General features: G+C 34.0%; 14 protein-coding genes. 10 read left to right on the top strand and 4 right to left on the bottom strand.

What is annotated here, in order from left to right:
- Window positions 1–40 precede the first annotated feature (40 nt).
- The 10 genes from AAGV33_RS06335 (at window position 41) to AAGV33_RS06290 (ending at window position 12,013) form a co-directional block, all read left to right on the top strand.
- Window positions 41–2,311, top strand: a complete 2,271-nt coding sequence (locus AAGV33_RS06335) for a helix-turn-helix domain-containing protein (protein WP_373391119.1) — start codon at window positions 41–43, stop codon at window positions 2,309–2,311.
- A gap of 157 nt (window positions 2,312–2,468) precedes the next feature.
- The gene (gene trhO / locus AAGV33_RS06330; RefSeq protein ID WP_373391118.1) at window positions 2,469–3,827 is read left to right on the top strand and encodes an oxygen-dependent tRNA uridine(34) hydroxylase TrhO; all 1,359 of its coding nucleotides are present in this window, start codon (window positions 2,469–2,471) and stop codon (window positions 3,825–3,827) included.
- Window positions 3,828–4,010: 183 nt separating this feature from the next.
- Window positions 4,011–5,300, top strand: a complete 1,290-nt coding sequence (locus AAGV33_RS06325; protein WP_373391117.1) for a PSP1 domain-containing protein — start codon at window positions 4,011–4,013, stop codon at window positions 5,298–5,300.
- Entirely contained in the window at window positions 5,284–5,763 is a 480-nt protein-coding gene (locus AAGV33_RS06320; RefSeq protein ID WP_373391116.1) for a gliding motility lipoprotein GldH, read from the top strand. The genes AAGV33_RS06325 and AAGV33_RS06320 overlap by 17 nt, the downstream gene beginning before the upstream one ends.
- 6 nt (window positions 5,764–5,769) lie before the next feature.
- Window positions 5,770–8,070, top strand: a complete 2,301-nt coding sequence (locus tag AAGV33_RS06315; RefSeq protein WP_373391115.1) for a penicillin-binding protein 1A — start codon at window positions 5,770–5,772, stop codon at window positions 8,068–8,070.
- A gap of 124 nt (window positions 8,071–8,194) precedes the next feature.
- Window positions 8,195–8,896, top strand: coding sequence for a CoA transferase subunit A (locus AAGV33_RS06310; protein WP_373391114.1), 702 nt, complete (start codon window positions 8,195–8,197; stop codon window positions 8,894–8,896).
- A gap of 122 nt (window positions 8,897–9,018) precedes the next feature.
- Window positions 9,019–9,678 carry a CoA transferase subunit B gene (locus tag AAGV33_RS06305; RefSeq protein WP_373391113.1) on the top strand — a complete coding sequence of 220 codons (660 nt, stop codon included), beginning with the start codon at window positions 9,019–9,021 and terminating at the stop codon, window positions 9,676–9,678.
- Between the two features lie 3 nt (window positions 9,679–9,681).
- Complete coding sequence (locus AAGV33_RS06300) at window positions 9,682–10,422, top strand: prolipoprotein diacylglyceryl transferase family protein (RefSeq protein WP_373391112.1); 741 nt, start codon at window positions 9,682–9,684, stop codon at window positions 10,420–10,422.
- The gene (locus tag AAGV33_RS06295) at window positions 10,412–11,809 is read left to right on the top strand and encodes a radical SAM protein (protein ID WP_373391111.1); all 1,398 of its coding nucleotides are present in this window, start codon (window positions 10,412–10,414) and stop codon (window positions 11,807–11,809) included. Before AAGV33_RS06300 ends, AAGV33_RS06295 begins: the two co-directional genes overlap by 11 nt.
- Before the next feature lie 3 nt (window positions 11,810–11,812).
- The gene (locus tag AAGV33_RS06290; RefSeq protein WP_373391110.1) at window positions 11,813–12,013 is read left to right on the top strand and encodes a hypothetical protein; all 201 of its coding nucleotides are present in this window, start codon (window positions 11,813–11,815) and stop codon (window positions 12,011–12,013) included.
- A gap of 97 nt (window positions 12,014–12,110) precedes the next feature.
- On the opposite strand, the gene AAGV33_RS06285 is transcribed toward AAGV33_RS06290, so the two are convergent.
- The 4 genes from AAGV33_RS06285 to AAGV33_RS06270 all read right to left on the bottom strand — a co-directional run bounded on the left by AAGV33_RS06285 (window position 12,111) and on the right by AAGV33_RS06270 (window position 17,217).
- Window positions 12,111–13,712, bottom strand: a complete 1,602-nt coding sequence (locus tag AAGV33_RS06285) for a fumarate hydratase (RefSeq protein ID WP_373391109.1) — start codon at window positions 13,710–13,712, stop codon at window positions 12,111–12,113.
- Between the two features lie 252 nt (window positions 13,713–13,964).
- The gene (locus tag AAGV33_RS06280) at window positions 13,965–14,798 is read right to left on the bottom strand and encodes an FKBP-type peptidyl-prolyl cis-trans isomerase (protein WP_373391108.1); all 834 of its coding nucleotides are present in this window, start codon (window positions 14,796–14,798) and stop codon (window positions 13,965–13,967) included.
- Window positions 14,799–15,220: 422 nt separating this feature from the next.
- Window positions 15,221–15,682, bottom strand: coding sequence for an IS200/IS605 family transposase (gene tnpA / locus AAGV33_RS06275; RefSeq protein WP_373391107.1), 462 nt, complete (start codon window positions 15,680–15,682; stop codon window positions 15,221–15,223).
- A gap of 95 nt (window positions 15,683–15,777) precedes the next feature.
- Complete coding sequence (locus tag AAGV33_RS06270; protein WP_373391106.1) at window positions 15,778–17,217, bottom strand: nucleoside recognition domain-containing protein; 1,440 nt, start codon at window positions 17,215–17,217, stop codon at window positions 15,778–15,780.
- Between the last annotated feature and the right edge of the window lie 10 nt (window positions 17,218–17,227).

Here is a 17,227-nt window from a genome sequence, read left to right as displayed (position 1 = left end):
ATTTTATTTCTATTAATTTAGCATTTTAATTTCAATCCACATGCAAACCTTATCCGAAGCCGCTCAATATACCTTACAGTTTATCAATCAGACCCAACGTTCGGTTTTTTTGACTGGAAAAGCGGGGACTGGAAAAACTACACTTTTGCGTGAAATAATTGAAACTACACATAAAAATACGGTGGTTGTGGCACCTACGGGAATTGCTGCTTTGAATGCGGGTGGTGTTACTATTCATTCGATGTTTCAATTGCCGTTTAGTGGATTTATTCCTTCTTTTACTGCCGAATCCCAATTTTCAGAAACCGTGAAGTTTGAAAATAAAGAAAGTTTACGCAGGCATTTTAAAATGAATGGCTTGAAAAAAGCAGTGATTCGAAATATGGAATTACTGGTTATTGACGAAGTGAGTATGCTTCGTGCCGATTTGCTCGATGCTATGGATTATATGATGCAAACGGTTCGTAAAAAAGCGGCTCCTTTTGGCGGCGTTCAAGTTTTATTTATTGGCGATTTATTGCAATTGCCACCCGTAATTCGGGATGAGGAATGGCGAACGTTACGCAATTATTATAAGGGAAAATTCTTTTTTCATTCGCATGTTATTCAGCAATCTCCGCCTTTGTATATAGAATTGTCTAAAATTTTCCGCCAGACGGATACTAATTTTATTTCGGTTTTAAATAATCTAAGAAACAACCAAATTACTCCCGATGATGTTCAGGTTTTGAATCAATATGTAAAACCAAATTTTGATTTAAAAGCCAATAAAGGTTATATTACATTAACGACTCACAATGCTAAAGCGGATGCAATGAATGCACAAGCTTTGGAAGATTTAAAAGGAGAATTAATTACTTATAAACCAGAAATTATTGGCGATTTTCCAGAGAAAATTTATCCTGTGGAACATAATTTGCAATTGAAAGTGGGTGCCCAAATCATGTTTGTCAAAAACGATTTGGCTTTCGAAAAAAATTATTTCAATGGTAAAATGGGAATTATTAAATCGCTTTCGAGTCAGGAAATCTTAGTTCATTTTCCTGAAGAACATAAAACTATTGAAGTAGAACGATACGAATGGCAAAACATTCGATACAAAGTAGATCCGTTGACAAAGGAAGTCGAGGAGGAGGTTTTGGGTACTTTTGTGCATTATCCTATCAAATTAGCCTGGGCAATTACGGTTCACAAAAGCCAGGGATTGACATTTGACAAAGCAGCGATTGATGTTTCGCAAGTTTTTATGCCCGGACAGGCTTATGTCGCTTTGTCGCGTTTGCGTTCGTTAGAAGGCTTAGTTTTGCTTTCTCCGTTGCGAATGAATGGTATTTCTAACGATCAGGATGTTATGGAATACGCGCAAAATAAGGCTTCGGAAGAAGTGCTTAAAAATTCCCTGCATTTTGAAACCAAAAATTTCATCCATAATTATTTGATTAACAGCTTTGATTGGTATGATTTGGCTCAGGAATGGCGCAATCATAAATTCAGTTATTCGGATAAAACGGAAACTTCGGCAAAATCTAAAAATGCACTTTGGGCAGCCAAGCAATTGGAAAATATCGAATCGCTTTTGGATCCATCCAAAAAATTCATCATACAATTGAATAGAATCTTTGCTAATGAAACGGTGGACTTAATTCATGTTTCTGTCCGAATTCAAGCTGCGTTTGATTATTTTTTCAAAGCTATGGACGATTTGGTTTTTGAAATTCTGTGGAAAATAGAAGAAATTAAACGACTCAAGAAAGCCAAAGCCTATTTTGAAGAATTATCTGAATTAGAAGAGTTGCAATCGAAAGCAGTTCTGCGTTTGATGAAAACCAAATTGTTGATAGAAACCGTTATTGCAAACGAGGCAATTTCGAAAGAAAAACTCACTTCAGACGAGATTAAAAAATACCTTTCGAGAAAAAAAGAAGCCATTCAAAATCAATTCAAAGAAGCAAATATTACGTTGATTGAAGATGAAGAAGATTTGAACCGTTACACTTCAAAGAAAAAAGACCAAAAAGAGCCGAAAAAATCTACTGTTGAGGAAACTTTTGATTTGTGGATAGCCAAAAATTCGATTCAGGATATTGCCGATATTCGAAAATTAAGCATTCAAACCATCGAAACACATTTAGTCAAATTGATTCAGGCAAAACGAATTTCGATAAGTGAAGTTTTACCGCAGGATAAAATTGATGAGTTAGCCGAAGCTTTTAAATTCTACAAAGAAGAATCGCTTACTCCAATGAAAGAACAATTTGGCGAAAAATTCTCCTGGGATGAGCTGAAAATGTTTAAAGCGAGTTTGAATTAAAAAGTCATTGCGAGGAACGAAGCAATCTCACTAACATTTATACTGTGTTTGACTTTGCAAATGAGATTCCTTCGTTCCTCGGAAGGACGATTTTGGCCCTTTTTGAGTTATTTTTTATACTTTTGCAAAAAATATTCTCACTTAAACCGTTTATAGCATGCAACTGTACAACACCTTAAGCGCAGAAGAAAGAGCTGAATTGATTGATCAAGCGGGTAAACAACGTCTTACGTTGTCTTTCTATGCGTATGCCAAAATTGAAGATCCTAAAAAATTTCGCGACGATTTATTTCTAGCCTGGAACGCACTTGATGCTTTGGGCCGAATTTACGTTGCTCATGAAGGTATCAACGCTCAAATGAACGTTCCTGCCGAAAATATTGAAGCTTTTAGAGAAACTCTTGAAGTATATGATTTCATGAAAGGCATTCGTTTGAATGTAGCCGTAGAACAAGACGATCACGCATTTTTGAAATTGACAATTAAAGTGCGTCATAAGATTGTTGCTGACGGATTGAACGATGATACTTTTGATGTTACCAACAAAGGCGTACACTTAAAAGCCAAGGAATTCAATGAAATTCTGGAAGATCCTAACACTATTGTAGTTGATTTTAGAAATCATTACGAAAGTGAAGTCGGTCATTTTAAAGGAGCTATTACTCCTGATGTGGAGACTTTTAGAGAAAGTTTGCCTATTATCAATGAGCAACTTCAGGACTTTAAAGAAGATAAAAATCTGGTAATGTATTGTACCGGAGGAATTCGTTGTGAGAAAGCAAGTGCTTATTTTAAACATCAGGGTTTTAAAAATGTTTTCCAGTTAGAAGGTGGAATCATCAATTATGCAAAGCAAATTGAAGAGGAAGGTTTAGAAAGTAAATTCATTGGAAAAAATTTCGTTTTCGATAATCGTCTTGGTGAAAGAATCACTGATGATATTGTTTCGCAATGCCATCAATGTGGAAAACCTTGCGACAATCATACCAACTGTGTTAACGACGGATGTCATTTGTTGTTTATCCAATGTGATGATTGTAAGGCTGCTATGGAAAATTGTTGCTCTACTGAATGTCAGGAAATAATCCATTTGCCTTATGAAGAACAAATTAAATTAAGAAAAGGGAAGCAAGTAGGTAATAAGGTTTTTAGAAAAGGAAAATCCGAAAGTTTAAAGTTCAAACACTCTGGAGAATTATCAGATACTGCTTTGGCAACAGCCAAAAAAACAACCGATATTCGCCAAAAAATAAAAGTAAAAAAGACCTTAATTGGTAAAGCTGAACATTATTATGTAAAAGCTCAGGTGGGACTTTTTACCATTGAAAGCCAAGAATTAAATTTGGGTGACAAAATCTTAATTTCTGGACCAACAACTGGAAATCAGGAATTGGTTTTAGAAAAAATGATTGTAAACGATGCAGAAAACACAGTAGCAAAAAAAGGAGACAGAATAACATTTGCAGTTCCTTTTAGAGTTCGTTTGTCTGATAAATTATATAAGATTTTAGAATAATTTGTTTCTAAAACCTAATTTTAAAAGCCTATTTCAAATGAGTTGAGATAGGCTTTTTTTATAAAAATTTTAATTTTTTGAGGAATTCTTAATTTTGCAACTTAAGATTAAAAAATACTATCTTTACAGATTAAACGTTTTAAGAACTTAAGTTGTGCTGGTCACAACACTACATATAAAATTATGGCATGTGCAAGTTGTTCAACTTCTGATGGTGGCGCACCTAAGGGTTGTAAAAATAATGGGACTTGCGGCACCGATAGCTGCAACAAATTAACGGTTTTTGATTGGCTTTCTAACATGAGTTTGCCTAACGGCGATGCTCCTTTTGATTGCGTTGAAGTACGTTTTAAGAATGGAAGAAAAGAGTTTTATCGCAATACCGAAAAATTAACTTTAAGCATGGGAGACATTGTGGCAACAGTGGCTTCTCCTGGACACGACATTGGAATTGTTACTTTAACGGGCGAATTAGTTCGTATCCAAATGAAGAAAAAAGGAGTAGATCCTAATAGCAATGAAGTGCCTAAAGTGTACCGAAAAGCTTCTCAAAAAGACATCGATATTTGGTCAGCGGCTCGAAATAAAGAAGAGCCAATGAAGGTTCGTGCGCGTGAATTAGCGATTCAGCATAAACTGGAAATGAAGATATCAGATATCGAATTTCAGGGAGATGGTTCGAAAGCGACTTTTTATTACACCGCTAATGATCGTGTTGACTTTAGACTTTTAATTAAAGATTTTGCTAAAGAATTTAGTACCAGAGTAGAGATGAAACAAGTAGGTTTCCGTCAGGAAGCAGCTCGTTTAGGCGGAATTGGTTCTTGTGGTAGAGAATTGTGTTGTTCAACCTGGCTGACTGATTTTAGAAGTGTAAATACTTCGGCAGCACGTTACCAGCAATTGTCTTTAAATCCGCAAAAATTAGCTGGTCAATGTGGGAAATTAAAGTGTTGTTTGAATTATGAACTAGACACTTACATGGATGCTTTAAAAGGATTTCCTGATTTTGAAACGAGATTAGTTACTGAAAAAGGAGATGCTATTTGCCAAAAACAAGATATTTTTAAAGGACTGATGTGGTTTGCTTACACAAATAATTTCGCAAACTGGCATGTTTTGAAAATTGATAAGGTTAAAGAAATTGTAGCCGAAAATAAGTTAAAAAAGAAAGTTTCTTCGCTAGAAGATTTTGCAATTGAAGTAATTCAAGAAGTTGAAAAAGACTTTAATAACGCCATGGGTCAGGAAAGTTTAACTCGTTTTGACCAACCAAAAAGAAGTAAAAAGAACAATAAAAAGCCTAAAAAAGCAGTTGAAAATACTTCTGGAACTCCAAACACTAAAAAACCAGCAAATAATAATAAGCAGCACAATAAACCAGCTGATGCTTCACAAAAACCAGCTGCTGATAAAAAACCTAAAGGACCTAGAAAACCTATAATTATTAAAAAAAATGAGGCTAAAAAATAGCGTTTTACTACTTTTAGTTAGCATATTCTTTTTTTCATGTGATAAAGAAAGAGTTTTTGATGAATACAAATCCGTAGGAAGTGCTTGGCATAAAGACAGTATTGTTTCTTTTAATTTACCTGAATTGGATTCAACAAAAAGATATGATCTTTTTATAAATATAAGAGACAATAATAATTATCCTTTTAATAATCTTTTCTTGATTGTAACGTTAGAAAAACCAAATGGTTACACTAAAGTAGATACTTTAGAATACCAAATGGCAGCTCCAGATGGTACTTTGCTAGGAAACGGATTTACAGATATAAAAGAGAGTAAATTGTATTTTAAAGAGAATGTAAGGTTTAGAGGAAAATACAAACTCAATATCAAACAAGCGGTAAGAGAAGGGGGCAAAGTTCCCGGAGTTACACAATTAGAAGGAATTACCGAAGTAGGTTTAAGAATAGAAAAAAAAGAATAAATAGTTATGGCAACTAATAAAAAAACAAATAATACCAATCAAGATTTTAAATCTTATACCAAGAAGTTCTGGAAGCTTTTCATATATGGAATGGGAGCGATTGTTCTTTTTTTCCTTTTTGCATCCTGGGGACTTTTTGGTTCTATGCCTTCTTTTGAAGACTTAGAAAATCCAGATTCTAATTTGGCAACCGAAGTTATTTCTTCTGATGGTGTGGTTATTGGAAAATATTTTCAAACCAATCGTTCGCAATTAAAATATTCTGATTTGCCAAAAAATCTAGTAGATGCATTGGTGGCCACTGAAGATGAGCGTTTTTATGAACACTCAGGTATTGACGGTAGAGGTACATTAAGAGCGGCATTAAGTTTAGGAACTAACGGTGGAGCAAGTACGTTAACCCAACAATTAGCCAAACAATTGTTTCATGGCGAAGGTTCTAAATTTCTACCTTTTCGTATTGTTCAAAAAGCAAAAGAATGGATTATTGCCATTCGTTTAGAAAGACAATATACTAAAAATGAGATTCTTGCTATGTATTGTAATGTCTATGATTTTGGAAACTATGCAGTAGGAGTAAGCTCGGCGGCACATACTTATTTTTCTAAAACTCCAAAACAATTAACCGTAGACGAATCGGCTATTTTAGTGGGAATGTTTAAGAATTCAGGTTTGTACAATCCAGTTAGAAACCCTGTGGGAGTAAAAAACCGTAGAAATGTGGTTTTAGCACAAATGGAAAAAGCGAAGATGATTTCTAGTGCAGAAAAAGAAAGATTACAAGCTTTACCAATTACGCTGCATTTCAAATTAGAAAGTCATCGTGAAGGAATGGCCACTTATTTCAGAGAATACTTACGTGATTACATGAAAAAATGGGCAGAAACGAATAAAAAAGCTGATGGTTCAGATTATGATATTTACAAAGATGGATTGAAAATTCATACTACTATCGATTCAAGAATGCAATTGCATGCAGAAGAAGCAGTAGCAGCTCACATGGCTAATTTACAAGAAGAGTTTTTTATTCAGTCTAAAACCAATAAAAATGCGCCTTTTGTTAATATTTCGGAGAAAGAAACTAACCGTATTTTAATGCAAGCCATGAAGGCTTCAAACCGTTGGTATGTGATGAAATCCATGGATAAAAGCGAAGATGAAATTATTGAATCTTTCAATAAAAAAACAAAGATGACTGTTTTTACCTGGAAAGGAGAAAAAGATACATTGATGACTCCTATGGATTCCATTCGTTATTACAAACACTTTTTACAAGCAGGTTTGATGGCAATGGAACCACAAACCGGAAATATAAAAGCTTGGGTGGGCGGAATCAATTACAAATATTTTCAATACGATCACGTAGCACAAGGAGCTAGACAAGTAGGTTCTACTTTTAAACCTTTTGTTTACGCAACGGCTATTGAACAGTTAAATATGTCCCCTTGTGATTCTATTATCGATGCACCATTTACTATTCCTGTAGGACGTCATCATGTTACAGCAACTTGGACTCCTAGGAATTCTAATAATACTTACCTAGGAATGGTAACTTTGAAAAAAGCATTGGCAAGTTCGATAAACACTGTTTCGGCTAAATTAATTGACAAAGTAGGACCAGAGGCTGTTATAAAATTAACCCACAAATTAGGAGTTAAAACCGATATTCCTGCACAACCTTCGATAGCACTTGGAGCAGTAGATATTACTGTTGAAGAAATGGTGGCTGCTTATAGTACATTTGCAAATCAAGGAGTATACAATAAACCTCAATTTTTGTCTCGAATAGAAGATAAGAGTGGAGTAGTTATCTACGAGCCAATACCAGAATCACATGATGTTTTGAATAAAGACATTGCTTTTGCAGTTGTAAAATTGCTAGAAGGAGTTGTTGAAGGAGGTTCTGGTTCCAGATTGAGATCAACATATGGAGGAAATGGCGATCATAGATGGACTGGATATCCTTATAGTTTGACTAATCCAATTGCAGGAAAAACAGGTACCACTCAAAACCAATCGGATGGATGGTTTATGGGAATGGTTCCAAATTTAGTAACTGGAGTTTGGGTAGGATGCGAGGATCGTTCGGCACGTTTTAAAAGTATAACTTACGGACAAGGTGCTACAGCCGCATTACCAGTTTGGGGTTATTTTATGAAATTGTGTTACCAAGATCCCGAACTAAAAGTATCCAAAAAACCATTTGACCGACCTGCGAATCTTTCTATAAAAGTAGATTGTTATCAAGCGCCAAAAATAAAAGATACTACGGCTGTTATCCAGGATACAGACGAATTTGAATTTTAAAAACTGAAAATAGAGCCTCCAAATTTAATGGAGGCTTTTTTTTGTTTATTAACGAATGCTACTATTTTTTCTTCATTTGAAAATAAAGCCTTATTTTTAAGAATCAAAAGCAATCTATTTCGTTATGATTAATAAAAAAGTAAATTCAGTTCAGGAAGCATTGCATGATGTTCAGGATAATGCGACACTTATGTTAGGTGGTTTTGGATTGTGTGGCATTCCTGAGAATTCCATTGCCGAATTGGTACAAAAAGAAATCAAAAATCTGACTTGTATTTCCAATAATGCTGGAGTGGATGATTTTGGTTTGGGGTTATTGTTGCATAAAAAACAAATCAAAAAAATGATTTCTTCTTATGTGGGCGAAAATGCCGAATTCGAACGTCAAATGCTTACTGGCGAACTGGACGTAGAATTACTTCCACAAGGTACACTTGCCGAACGCTGTCGTGCCGCCCAAGTTGGAATTCCTGCTTTTTTTACACCAGCTGGTTTTGGAACAGAAGTTGCTGAAGGTAAAGAAACCCGAGAATTTAACGGAAAAATGCACGTAATGGAATTAGCTTTCAAAGCTGATTTTGCTATTGTAAAAGCATGGAAAGGTGATACTGCTGGAAATCTAATTTTTAAAGGAACCGCCCGAAACTTCAATCCTGTAATGGCCGGAGCAGCAAAAATAACCATCGCCGAAGTCGAAGAATTGGTCGAAGCAGGAACTTTAGATCCCAATCAAATTCATATTCCAGGAATCTTTGTGCAGCGCATTTTTCAAGGTGAGAAATATGAGAAGAGAATTGAGAAGAGAACTGTTCGAGAGAGAAAATAGTGGTCAGTGGTCGATTTTTTAGTATTCAGTTTGGGAAAAATTATATGGACTTAATTTTTATAATTTAAGAATATTCAAATTATAAAAAACTTATATGACTTAGATGTTTCAAAAATAAAATTATGGCTTTAACAAAAGAAGATATCGCAAAACGAATTGCTCAAGAACTCCAAGACGGCTATTATGTCAATTTAGGGATAGGAATTCCGACTTTGGTGGCTAACTATATACCTGAAGCAATAAACGTCGAATTTCAAAGCGAAAATGGTGTTTTAGGAATGGGTCCGTTTCCTTTTGAGGGCGAAGAAGACGCCGATTTAATTAATGCGGGAAAACAAACCATAACTACATTGCCAGGAGCCAGTTTTTTTGACTCGGCAACCAGTTTTGGAATGATACGTGGACAGCATGTTGATTTGACCATTCTTGGTGCAATGGAAGTTTCCGAAAACGGCGATATTGCTAATTGGAAAATTCCAGGTAAAATGGTCAAAGGAATGGGCGGTGCGATGGATTTAGTAGCTTCTGCCGAAAATATTATCGTGGCCATGATGCACGTCAACAAAGCAGGAGAATCTAAAATTCTAAAAAAATGTACTTTACCATTAACAGGCGTGGGCTGCGTTAAAAAAGTCGTAACCGAGCTTGCTGTTCTGGAAGTAACTCCAAAAGGTTTTAAGCTCTTAGAATGCGCGCCAGGGGTTTCAGTTGAAGATATCATTGCTTCTACCGAAGCTAATTTGATTATTGAAGGCGAAATTCCAGAGATGGTAATTGATTAAAATATGGAGATTCCGTTTGAACCAATTATTACAGGTTATAAAATCAATATTCATCTTATTCTTGAATATTTAGCTTTTTTTTTAGCTTTTAGATATTATGTTTTTTTAAGGAAACGTTCTATTGATGTCATTCCAAACTCCAACCGACTTTCGATAATATTAGGTGCAGCCTTAGGAGCTTTTTTAGGTTCAAGAATTGTAGCCGTTTTTGAAAATCCAGTTTTTATCACTGATATTTCTGTTTTTGTAACCATTTTGAATTCAAAAACAATAATGGGTGGTTTGTTTGGTGGACTTTTAGGTGTTGAAATTGCCAAAAAAATCATTGGTGAAAAACAATCTTCGGGTGACTTATTTGTTTTTCCAATTCTTTTGGGGATTTTTATTGGAAGAATAGGTTGTTTTTTATCTGGAATGAATGAGTTTACTTATGGTAAAGTAACCACTTTTATTGCAGGAATGGATTTGGGTGATGGTTTAAAAAGGCATCCAATTGCACTTTATGAATTACTATTTCTTATTCTTTTATTTCTATTTTTATGGAAATTGAAACAAAGAAATTTAAGAAGTGGATTGTTATTTCAATATTTTATGATTAGTTATTTTGCGTTTCGATTTTTTATTGAGTTTTTGAAACCTAATATCTTTTTTATATTAGGATTAAGTTCCATCCAGATTTTATGCCTAATTTGTTTGCTTTATTATTACAAAACAATTTTAAATTTATTCAAAAATGCCCGTTAGAAGTTATACTTATTACGATTATACTTTAAGCCTTTGTCCAGAATGCTTAAAACGAATTGATGCTAAAATTGTTTTTGAAAACGATAAAGTTTATATGCTAAAACGTTGTCCGGAACACGGAAAATCTAAAGTATTGATTGCTGATGATATTCCGTATTATAAAAACATAAGAAATTATAATAAACCTTCTGAAACTCCTTTTAAATTCAATACTAAAACGGATTACGGTTGTCCGTATGATTGTGGTTTGTGTCCAGATCATGAGCAACATTCCTGTTTAACAGTTATTGAAGTTACGGATAGATGTAATTTGACTTGTCCAACATGTTATGCAAGCTCTTCACCAACTTATGGTAGACATAGAACATTAGATGAGGTAAAGACCATGTTAGATACCATTGTTCTAAATGAAAAAGAACCAGATGTCGTTCAAATTAGCGGAGGAGAACCAACCATTCATCCGCATTTTTTTGAGATTATGGATTATGCCAAATCACTTCCCATTAGACATTTGATGTTAAACACGAATGGAATTAAAATTGCTAAAGACAAAGAATTTGCGAAACGTTTAAAAGCCTACAGTCCAGATTTTGAAATTTATTTGCAATTTGATTCTTTTGAAAATAGTGTTTTACAAGAATTAAGAGGTGCAGATTTAAATGATATAAGAAAACAAGCTATTGAAAACCTGAACGAACTTAATCTTTCTACAACTTTAGTTGTTACATTACAAAAAGGTTTAAATGATAACGAAATTGGAAAAATAATTGAGTATGCTTTACAACAAAAGTGCATTCGTGGAGTTACGTTTCAACCTACGCAAATTGCGGGAAGATTAGAAAACTTCAATCCCGAAACGGATAGAATGACTTTAACCGAAGTGCGAAGGAAAATTTTGGAACAAACCACTATTTTTAATCCTGATGATTTGTTGCCTGTGCCTTGTAATCCAGATGCTTTGGTTATGGGTTATGCTTTGAAATTAGGTGATGAGGTATTTCCGTTAACACGCTATATTAATCCGAATGATTTATTGGATAATAGCAAAAACACTATCATTTACGAACAAGACAATGTACTTCAAGAAAAAATGATTGAATTATTCAGCACTGGAAATTCGGTTGAAGTTGCTGAAGAAAATTTAAAATCCATAATGTGTTGTTTGCCTAATATTGATGCACCTAATTTAGGTTATGATAATTTATTCAGAATCATCATTATGCAATTTATTGACGCTTATAATTTTGATGTTAGAGCTATAAAAAAATCATGTGTGCATATTGTTAATAAGGATAACAAAATAATTCCGTTTGAAACGATGAATTTGTTTTATAGAGATGATAAAATAGCGCGATTAGAAGAATTACGTAATGAAATTAAATTTTAAAGTATGATAGCATTAGAAGTGGGAAATTTGGATGGATTATTTCTTATTTTAGTACTAATAATGATTGGACCACCAGTTTTATTAGCTATTATAGGTTTTGCAGTGAAGAAAAACAATTCTAAAGCGGCAAAAGTATTTTTTATTTTAGCTGCTTTATATTTACTAATTGGATTAGGAATTTGTGGGAGTTTGCTAGCCTCATAGTAACCGTTTTTTATTAAAAAGAAACCGCAGACTCGCAGATTTTAAATTAATCTGCGAGTCTGCGGTTAGAAAACAGTGTATTCTCTGCGGTTAAACGCTATAAATTCTCAAAGAAATCATTTCCTTTATCATCAGTAATAATAAAAGCAGGGAAATCTTTTACTGTGATTTTACGAACAGCTTCCATACCTAATTCTTCAAAATCAACTACTTCTACTTTTAAAATATTATCCTGAGCCAGAATTGCTGCTGGTCCACCTACAGAACCCAAATAAAATCCTCCGTAAGTTTTACAAGCGTTCATAACATCTTTCGTTCTGTTTCCTTTGGCAAGCATCACCATACTTCCGCCATTTTTCTGGAATTCTTCGACATAAACATCCATTCGACCAGCAGTTGTTGGTCCAAAACTACCTGAAGGCATTCCTTCTGGCGTTTTTGCAGGACCTGCATAATATACCGGGTGATTTTTAAAGTATTCTGGCATTGGTTTACCTGCGTCTAATAATTCTTTGATTTTTGCGTGTGCAATATCACGAGCTACAATCAAAGTTCCGTTTAATTTCAAACGCGTTTTAATTGGATATTGCGATAATTTTTTAAGAATATCAGCCATTGGTTGGTTTAAATCAATCTCAACTGCTGCTTCTAAATGTGGTGGTGTTTCAGGCAATAATCGTTTTGGATTTACTTCTAATTGCTCTACAAAAATACCATCTTTGGTAATTTTACCTTTGATATTTCTATCAGCTGAACAAGAAACTCCTAATCCAACCGGACAAGAAGCTGCGTGACGAGGCAAACGGATTACACGAACATCATGCGTAAAATATTTTCCTCCAAATTGCGCTCCAATGGCACTCTCCTGACAAATGCGTTGCACTCTTTTTTCCCATTCGATATCACGGAAAGCCTGACCTGCCATGTTTCCCGTAGTTGGTAAATTATCAAAATAACCTGCAGATGCTTTTTTAACGGTTGCTAAATTTGCTTCGGCAGAAGTTCCTCCAATCACTAAAGCCAAGTGATACGGCGGACAAGCAGAAGTTCCTAAATCCATGATTTTTGCACGAATGAAAGCATCCATAGATTTTTCATTCAACAAGGATTTTGTTTGTTGGTACAAATAGGTTTTGTTTGCAGAACCTCCACCTTTTGCTAAAAATAAGAACTCATAAGAAGCTCCTTTTTTCGAATAAATATCAATTTGGGCTGGAAGATTAGAACCTGAATTCTTTTCTTCAAACATACTAATGGGCACAATTTGCGAATAACGAAGATTTCTTTCCTGGTAGGTGTTAAAAATCCCTTTAGAAAGCCATTCGGCATCATCGACACCAGTATATACATTTTCTCCTTTTTTAGCCATTACAATCGCCGTTCCTGTATCCTGACAAGAAGGCAATTCACCATCAATGGCTACTGCAGCATTTTGCAATAAATTGTATGCTACAAATCGGTCGTTATCCGTTGCTTCAGGATCATCAAGAATAGCTTTTAGTTTTTCTAAATGTGAAGTTCGCAGCATAAAAGAAACGTCTTTCATTGCTTCCTGCGAAAGCAATTCTAGTCCTTTTGGATCAACGGTTAAGATTTCTCTATCGCCTAATTTTTCTACTTTTACGTAGTCAGAAGTAATTTTTCGGTATTGGGTATCGTCTTTTAAAATTGGATAAGGATCCTGATATATAAAGTCCATTGGTATTTTATTTTTTTTTTTTGACAAATATAAAAAATATTTGCCGCGGCAGCAGTCTTTGCTGGATGGGATTAGTACTAAAAAACACTTTTTTTTTAAATATCAACAATCAAAAAGGCTCTGATTTGGTGAATACTAACTCAAAAAAAGTGTTTTTTTAGTAAAGAAAATGATGATTTTAGCCTAACAAACTAGTAACTAAAAATAGAATCATCAATGCTATAGCGATGTATTTAGTGTATTTTGACATTTTTAATTAACCGAAATGAGTTTGATATCAAATATTAATACCGAACCGCCTGGAATAGAATTGTAATTGTAACTGCCATAGCCCAAAGTAGCAGGAATCAAAAGTTTTCCGCTTCCTCCTTCTTTAAAATACGGAATTCCTTCCGTCCAGCCTTTAATTACTTGTTGCAAATTCAATGAAATTCCAGTTGAGCTGCCTGGGTCAAAAACAGTTTTATTTGTAAAATAACCTTTGTAGGCCACAGTAACATTTGAGGTTGATGTAGGTTGTTTTCCAGTTCCCGCTTCGTCAATAACATAATACAAACCAGATTCTGTTTTTGTAGCATTTAATTGATTATCACTAATGTATTTTACAATTTGAGCATCATTAGTAGCACTAAATTCAACCGCCAATAATTTAATTTCAAAAATTAAAACAGACCCCCCAGGAACTTTTTGATAATCCTTACTTCCATAAGCTAAATGTGCTGGAATTAACAGAATACCACTTCCGCCTTCTTTAAAGAAAGGAATGCCTTCAATCCACCCTTTAATTACTTGTTGTAAATTAAAAGTAACTCCAGTTGTACTGCCTGGGTCAAAAATAGTTTTATCTGTATAATACCCTTTGTAGGATACAGTAATTACTGAAGTTGCAGTAGGTCTTTTTCCAGTTCCTTCTTCATTGATTACGTAATACAAACCAGAACTTGTTCTTTGTGCATCCAAATCATTTTCTGCGATATAAGCTTGGATTTCAGCCTCATTTTGCGCACTATAATCTATCAACTTGTCGGAATCATTACTGCATGACATAAAAAATACAGTGATAATAGCAAGAAATGAATATTTCATATTAAGTAAATGTGTTTTGATAAAATTTAAGATAATAAACTAGTAAGTAAAAATAAAAGCATCAATCCTATAGCGATGTATTTAGTATATTTTGACATTTTTTTAATTGGTTTAATGGTTAATAAATGATAATTTTTTGTTCAGATCAAAAGAATGAAAAATAGATTAAAAAACCTAGGATTATTATTTTATGGATAAATTATAATTTATAAAATGTTCCGTTCCTACGGAACTTCGTTTCTTATTATTTCGTTTTATCAACGGATTAAAATCCGTTGCTACAAAATGTTTCGAGCCTATGGCTCTATGATATGTGTTAAATGTGAAAGTTCCGTAGGAACGACAAATACTGTAACAACGGATTTTAATCCGTTGAAAATAATCAAACTCAATCCAATGAGAGCCATAGGCTCGGGACATATTTATATCAAATCTTCAAAAATATATCTTTCATCAAATGGTACTTCAAATTTATCTAAAAACGCTAGATATTCTTCCTTGAAAGTTTGTTTTTTATGGTGTTCTTCTTGATTAGCAATATAGTTGTAAACTACATTAATTTGAGAATGTCCATAAGAAAACGCACCATAACCTTCTTGCCATTCGAATCTTGATTTGGTTAAATGATGATCATTAATATATTTTGACGATTTAGCTTTAACGGTTTTCATTAATTCCGAAATAGAGACTGTAGGTTTAAGACCTAAAAAACAGTGAACGTGATCTTCAACTCCATTTACAATGATTGTTTTACAACCACTTTCATTTATCAAATTACCAATTACACCAAATAATATAGATTTCCATTCACTAGTAATAACTGCTTCACGATATTTTACCGCAAAAACAATCTGGATATATACTTGATGATAGGTATTTGCCATAATTTGGTTTTTTTATGAACCGTTCCTACGGAATTCAATTTTATCATTTTATATCATCAACGGATTTTAATCCGTTGTAAACAAAAACATTCGATTTAAAAAAACCAGCTCGCCACGAAAATAGCGGTAATCACACAAATTAAATCAACTAACAACATTATTGGCAAAGCGTATCGGGTATTTTTGATATTTACTGATCCAAAATATACCGCAATAACGTAAAAAGTACTTTCGGCACTACATTGAAAAATACTGCTTAATCTTCCTGTCATGGAATCAGCACCAAAAGTATTCATCGAATCAATCAAAAACCCTCGTGATCCAGCTGAACTAAACGGTCTTAGTAATGCTACTGGCAAAGCATCTGTAATTTGTTTATTGACACCCATATTAGAGAAAAGAAAAGCAATCCAGCTGCTGATAATTTCGAATAAACCACTATTTCTAAACAACGATATGGCTACTAACATTCCTAAAACATAAGGAAAAATAACCACTCCCGTTTTAACACCATTATTAGCTCCCACCACAAAAGCATCAAAAACAGTAGTATTTGCATCAGCAAATTTCTTCTCTTTGATGAATGAAAACACCAAAGTAAAAGCAATAATTGCTATCAATATCAAACTCGAAAGATTAGACGTAAAATAGTTTTTTCCAATTAAATCCAAATGATTTACATACATCAATAAACCGATGATTGCTGCAATTAATGTGATTAAGGCCAATACTAAAGATGCACTTTTGAAATTAATTTTTTGTTTCGCTCCAACAATAAGAAAAGCAGCAATGGTACCTATAAAAGAGGTAATGATACAAGGCAACATTACATCGGCAGGATTTGCCGCACCAGCTGCTGCGCGATAACCAATAATAGAAGTTGCAATTAAGGTTAGACCCGATGCGTGCAAACACATAAACATAATTTGGGCATCACTTGCTTTGTCTTTTTCGGGATTGAGTTCTTGTAAACTTTCCATAGCTTTCAGTCCAAAAGGAGTCGCAGCCGAATCTAATCCCAAGAAATTCGCAGCAAAATTTAAGGTCATATAGGATATCGACGGATGGTTTTTAGGAATGCTAGGAAATACTTTTACAAAAACGGGACTCAAAACAATAGCCAATTTTCCAGATGCTCCAGAAATGATTAATAGCTCCATCAAGCCACAGAAAAAAGCCAAATAAGCAATAAGCGGAAGTATTAAATCAATTAAAGTGCTTTTACAAGTAGGCAATAGTCCATCTGATTTTTGAACTCCACTATAAATTTTAACCGTTTTTGCCGAATATACATAAGTGGTATCTGGATTTGAGGTAATAGTATTGATTACCATCGTTTTATCAGGAGATTTTTCGATGCTGTCTTTTATAAAAGCAGGCATTTGATCGATGTATTTTTCGGAAATTAAAATAGGATCGTCTTTCTTACCGTTGAGCACAAAATCAATAGTATAACTGTTTCCTGAAAATAAACTCACTACAATAAAAACAATTGATGAAATAAAAATCACCAACCAAAATCTACTCAATACCATAATCTATAAT

Source organism: Flavobacterium magnesitis (assembly GCF_041729735.1).
GTDB lineage: Bacteria > Bacteroidota > Bacteroidia > Flavobacteriales > Flavobacteriaceae > Flavobacterium > Flavobacterium magnesitis.
The sequence above is the reverse complement of the archived record's forward strand: the minus strand, read 5'-3'. Positions and strand labels throughout refer to the sequence as shown.

Excerpts from the sequence above, each read along its gene's own strand:
- AAGV33_RS06305 (WP_373391113.1), top strand. The coding sequence starts at position 9,019 with ATGGCTTTAACAAAAGAAGATATCGCAAAACGAATTGCTCAAGAACTC.
- AAGV33_RS06310 (WP_373391114.1), top strand. The coding sequence starts at position 8,195 with ATGATTAATAAAAAAGTAAATTCAGTTCAGGAAGCATTGCATGATGTT.
- AAGV33_RS06290 (WP_373391110.1), top strand. The coding sequence starts at position 11,813 with ATGATAGCATTAGAAGTGGGAAATTTGGATGGATTATTTCTTATTTTA.
- AAGV33_RS06280 (WP_373391108.1), bottom strand. The coding sequence starts at position 14,798 with ATGAAATATTCATTTCTTGCTATTATCACTGTATTTTTTATGTCATGC.
- AAGV33_RS06270 (WP_373391106.1), bottom strand. The coding sequence starts at position 17,217 with ATGGTATTGAGTAGATTTTGGTTGGTGATTTTTATTTCATCAATTGTT.
- AAGV33_RS06315 (WP_373391115.1), top strand. The coding sequence starts at position 5,770 with ATGGCAACTAATAAAAAAACAAATAATACCAATCAAGATTTTAAATCT.
- trhO (WP_373391118.1), top strand. The coding sequence starts at position 2,469 with ATGCAACTGTACAACACCTTAAGCGCAGAAGAAAGAGCTGAATTGATT.
- tnpA (WP_373391107.1), bottom strand. The coding sequence starts at position 15,682 with ATGGCAAATACCTATCATCAAGTATATATCCAGATTGTTTTTGCGGTA.
- AAGV33_RS06285 (WP_373391109.1), bottom strand. The coding sequence starts at position 13,712 with ATGGACTTTATATATCAGGATCCTTATCCAATTTTAAAAGACGATACC.
- AAGV33_RS06320 (WP_373391116.1), top strand. The coding sequence starts at position 5,284 with ATGAGGCTAAAAAATAGCGTTTTACTACTTTTAGTTAGCATATTCTTT.
- AAGV33_RS06295 (WP_373391111.1), top strand. The coding sequence starts at position 10,412 with ATGCCCGTTAGAAGTTATACTTATTACGATTATACTTTAAGCCTTTGT.
- AAGV33_RS06335 (WP_373391119.1), top strand. The coding sequence starts at position 41 with ATGCAAACCTTATCCGAAGCCGCTCAATATACCTTACAGTTTATCAAT.
- AAGV33_RS06325 (WP_373391117.1), top strand. The coding sequence starts at position 4,011 with ATGGCATGTGCAAGTTGTTCAACTTCTGATGGTGGCGCACCTAAGGGT.
- AAGV33_RS06300 (WP_373391112.1), top strand. The coding sequence starts at position 9,682 with ATGGAGATTCCGTTTGAACCAATTATTACAGGTTATAAAATCAATATT.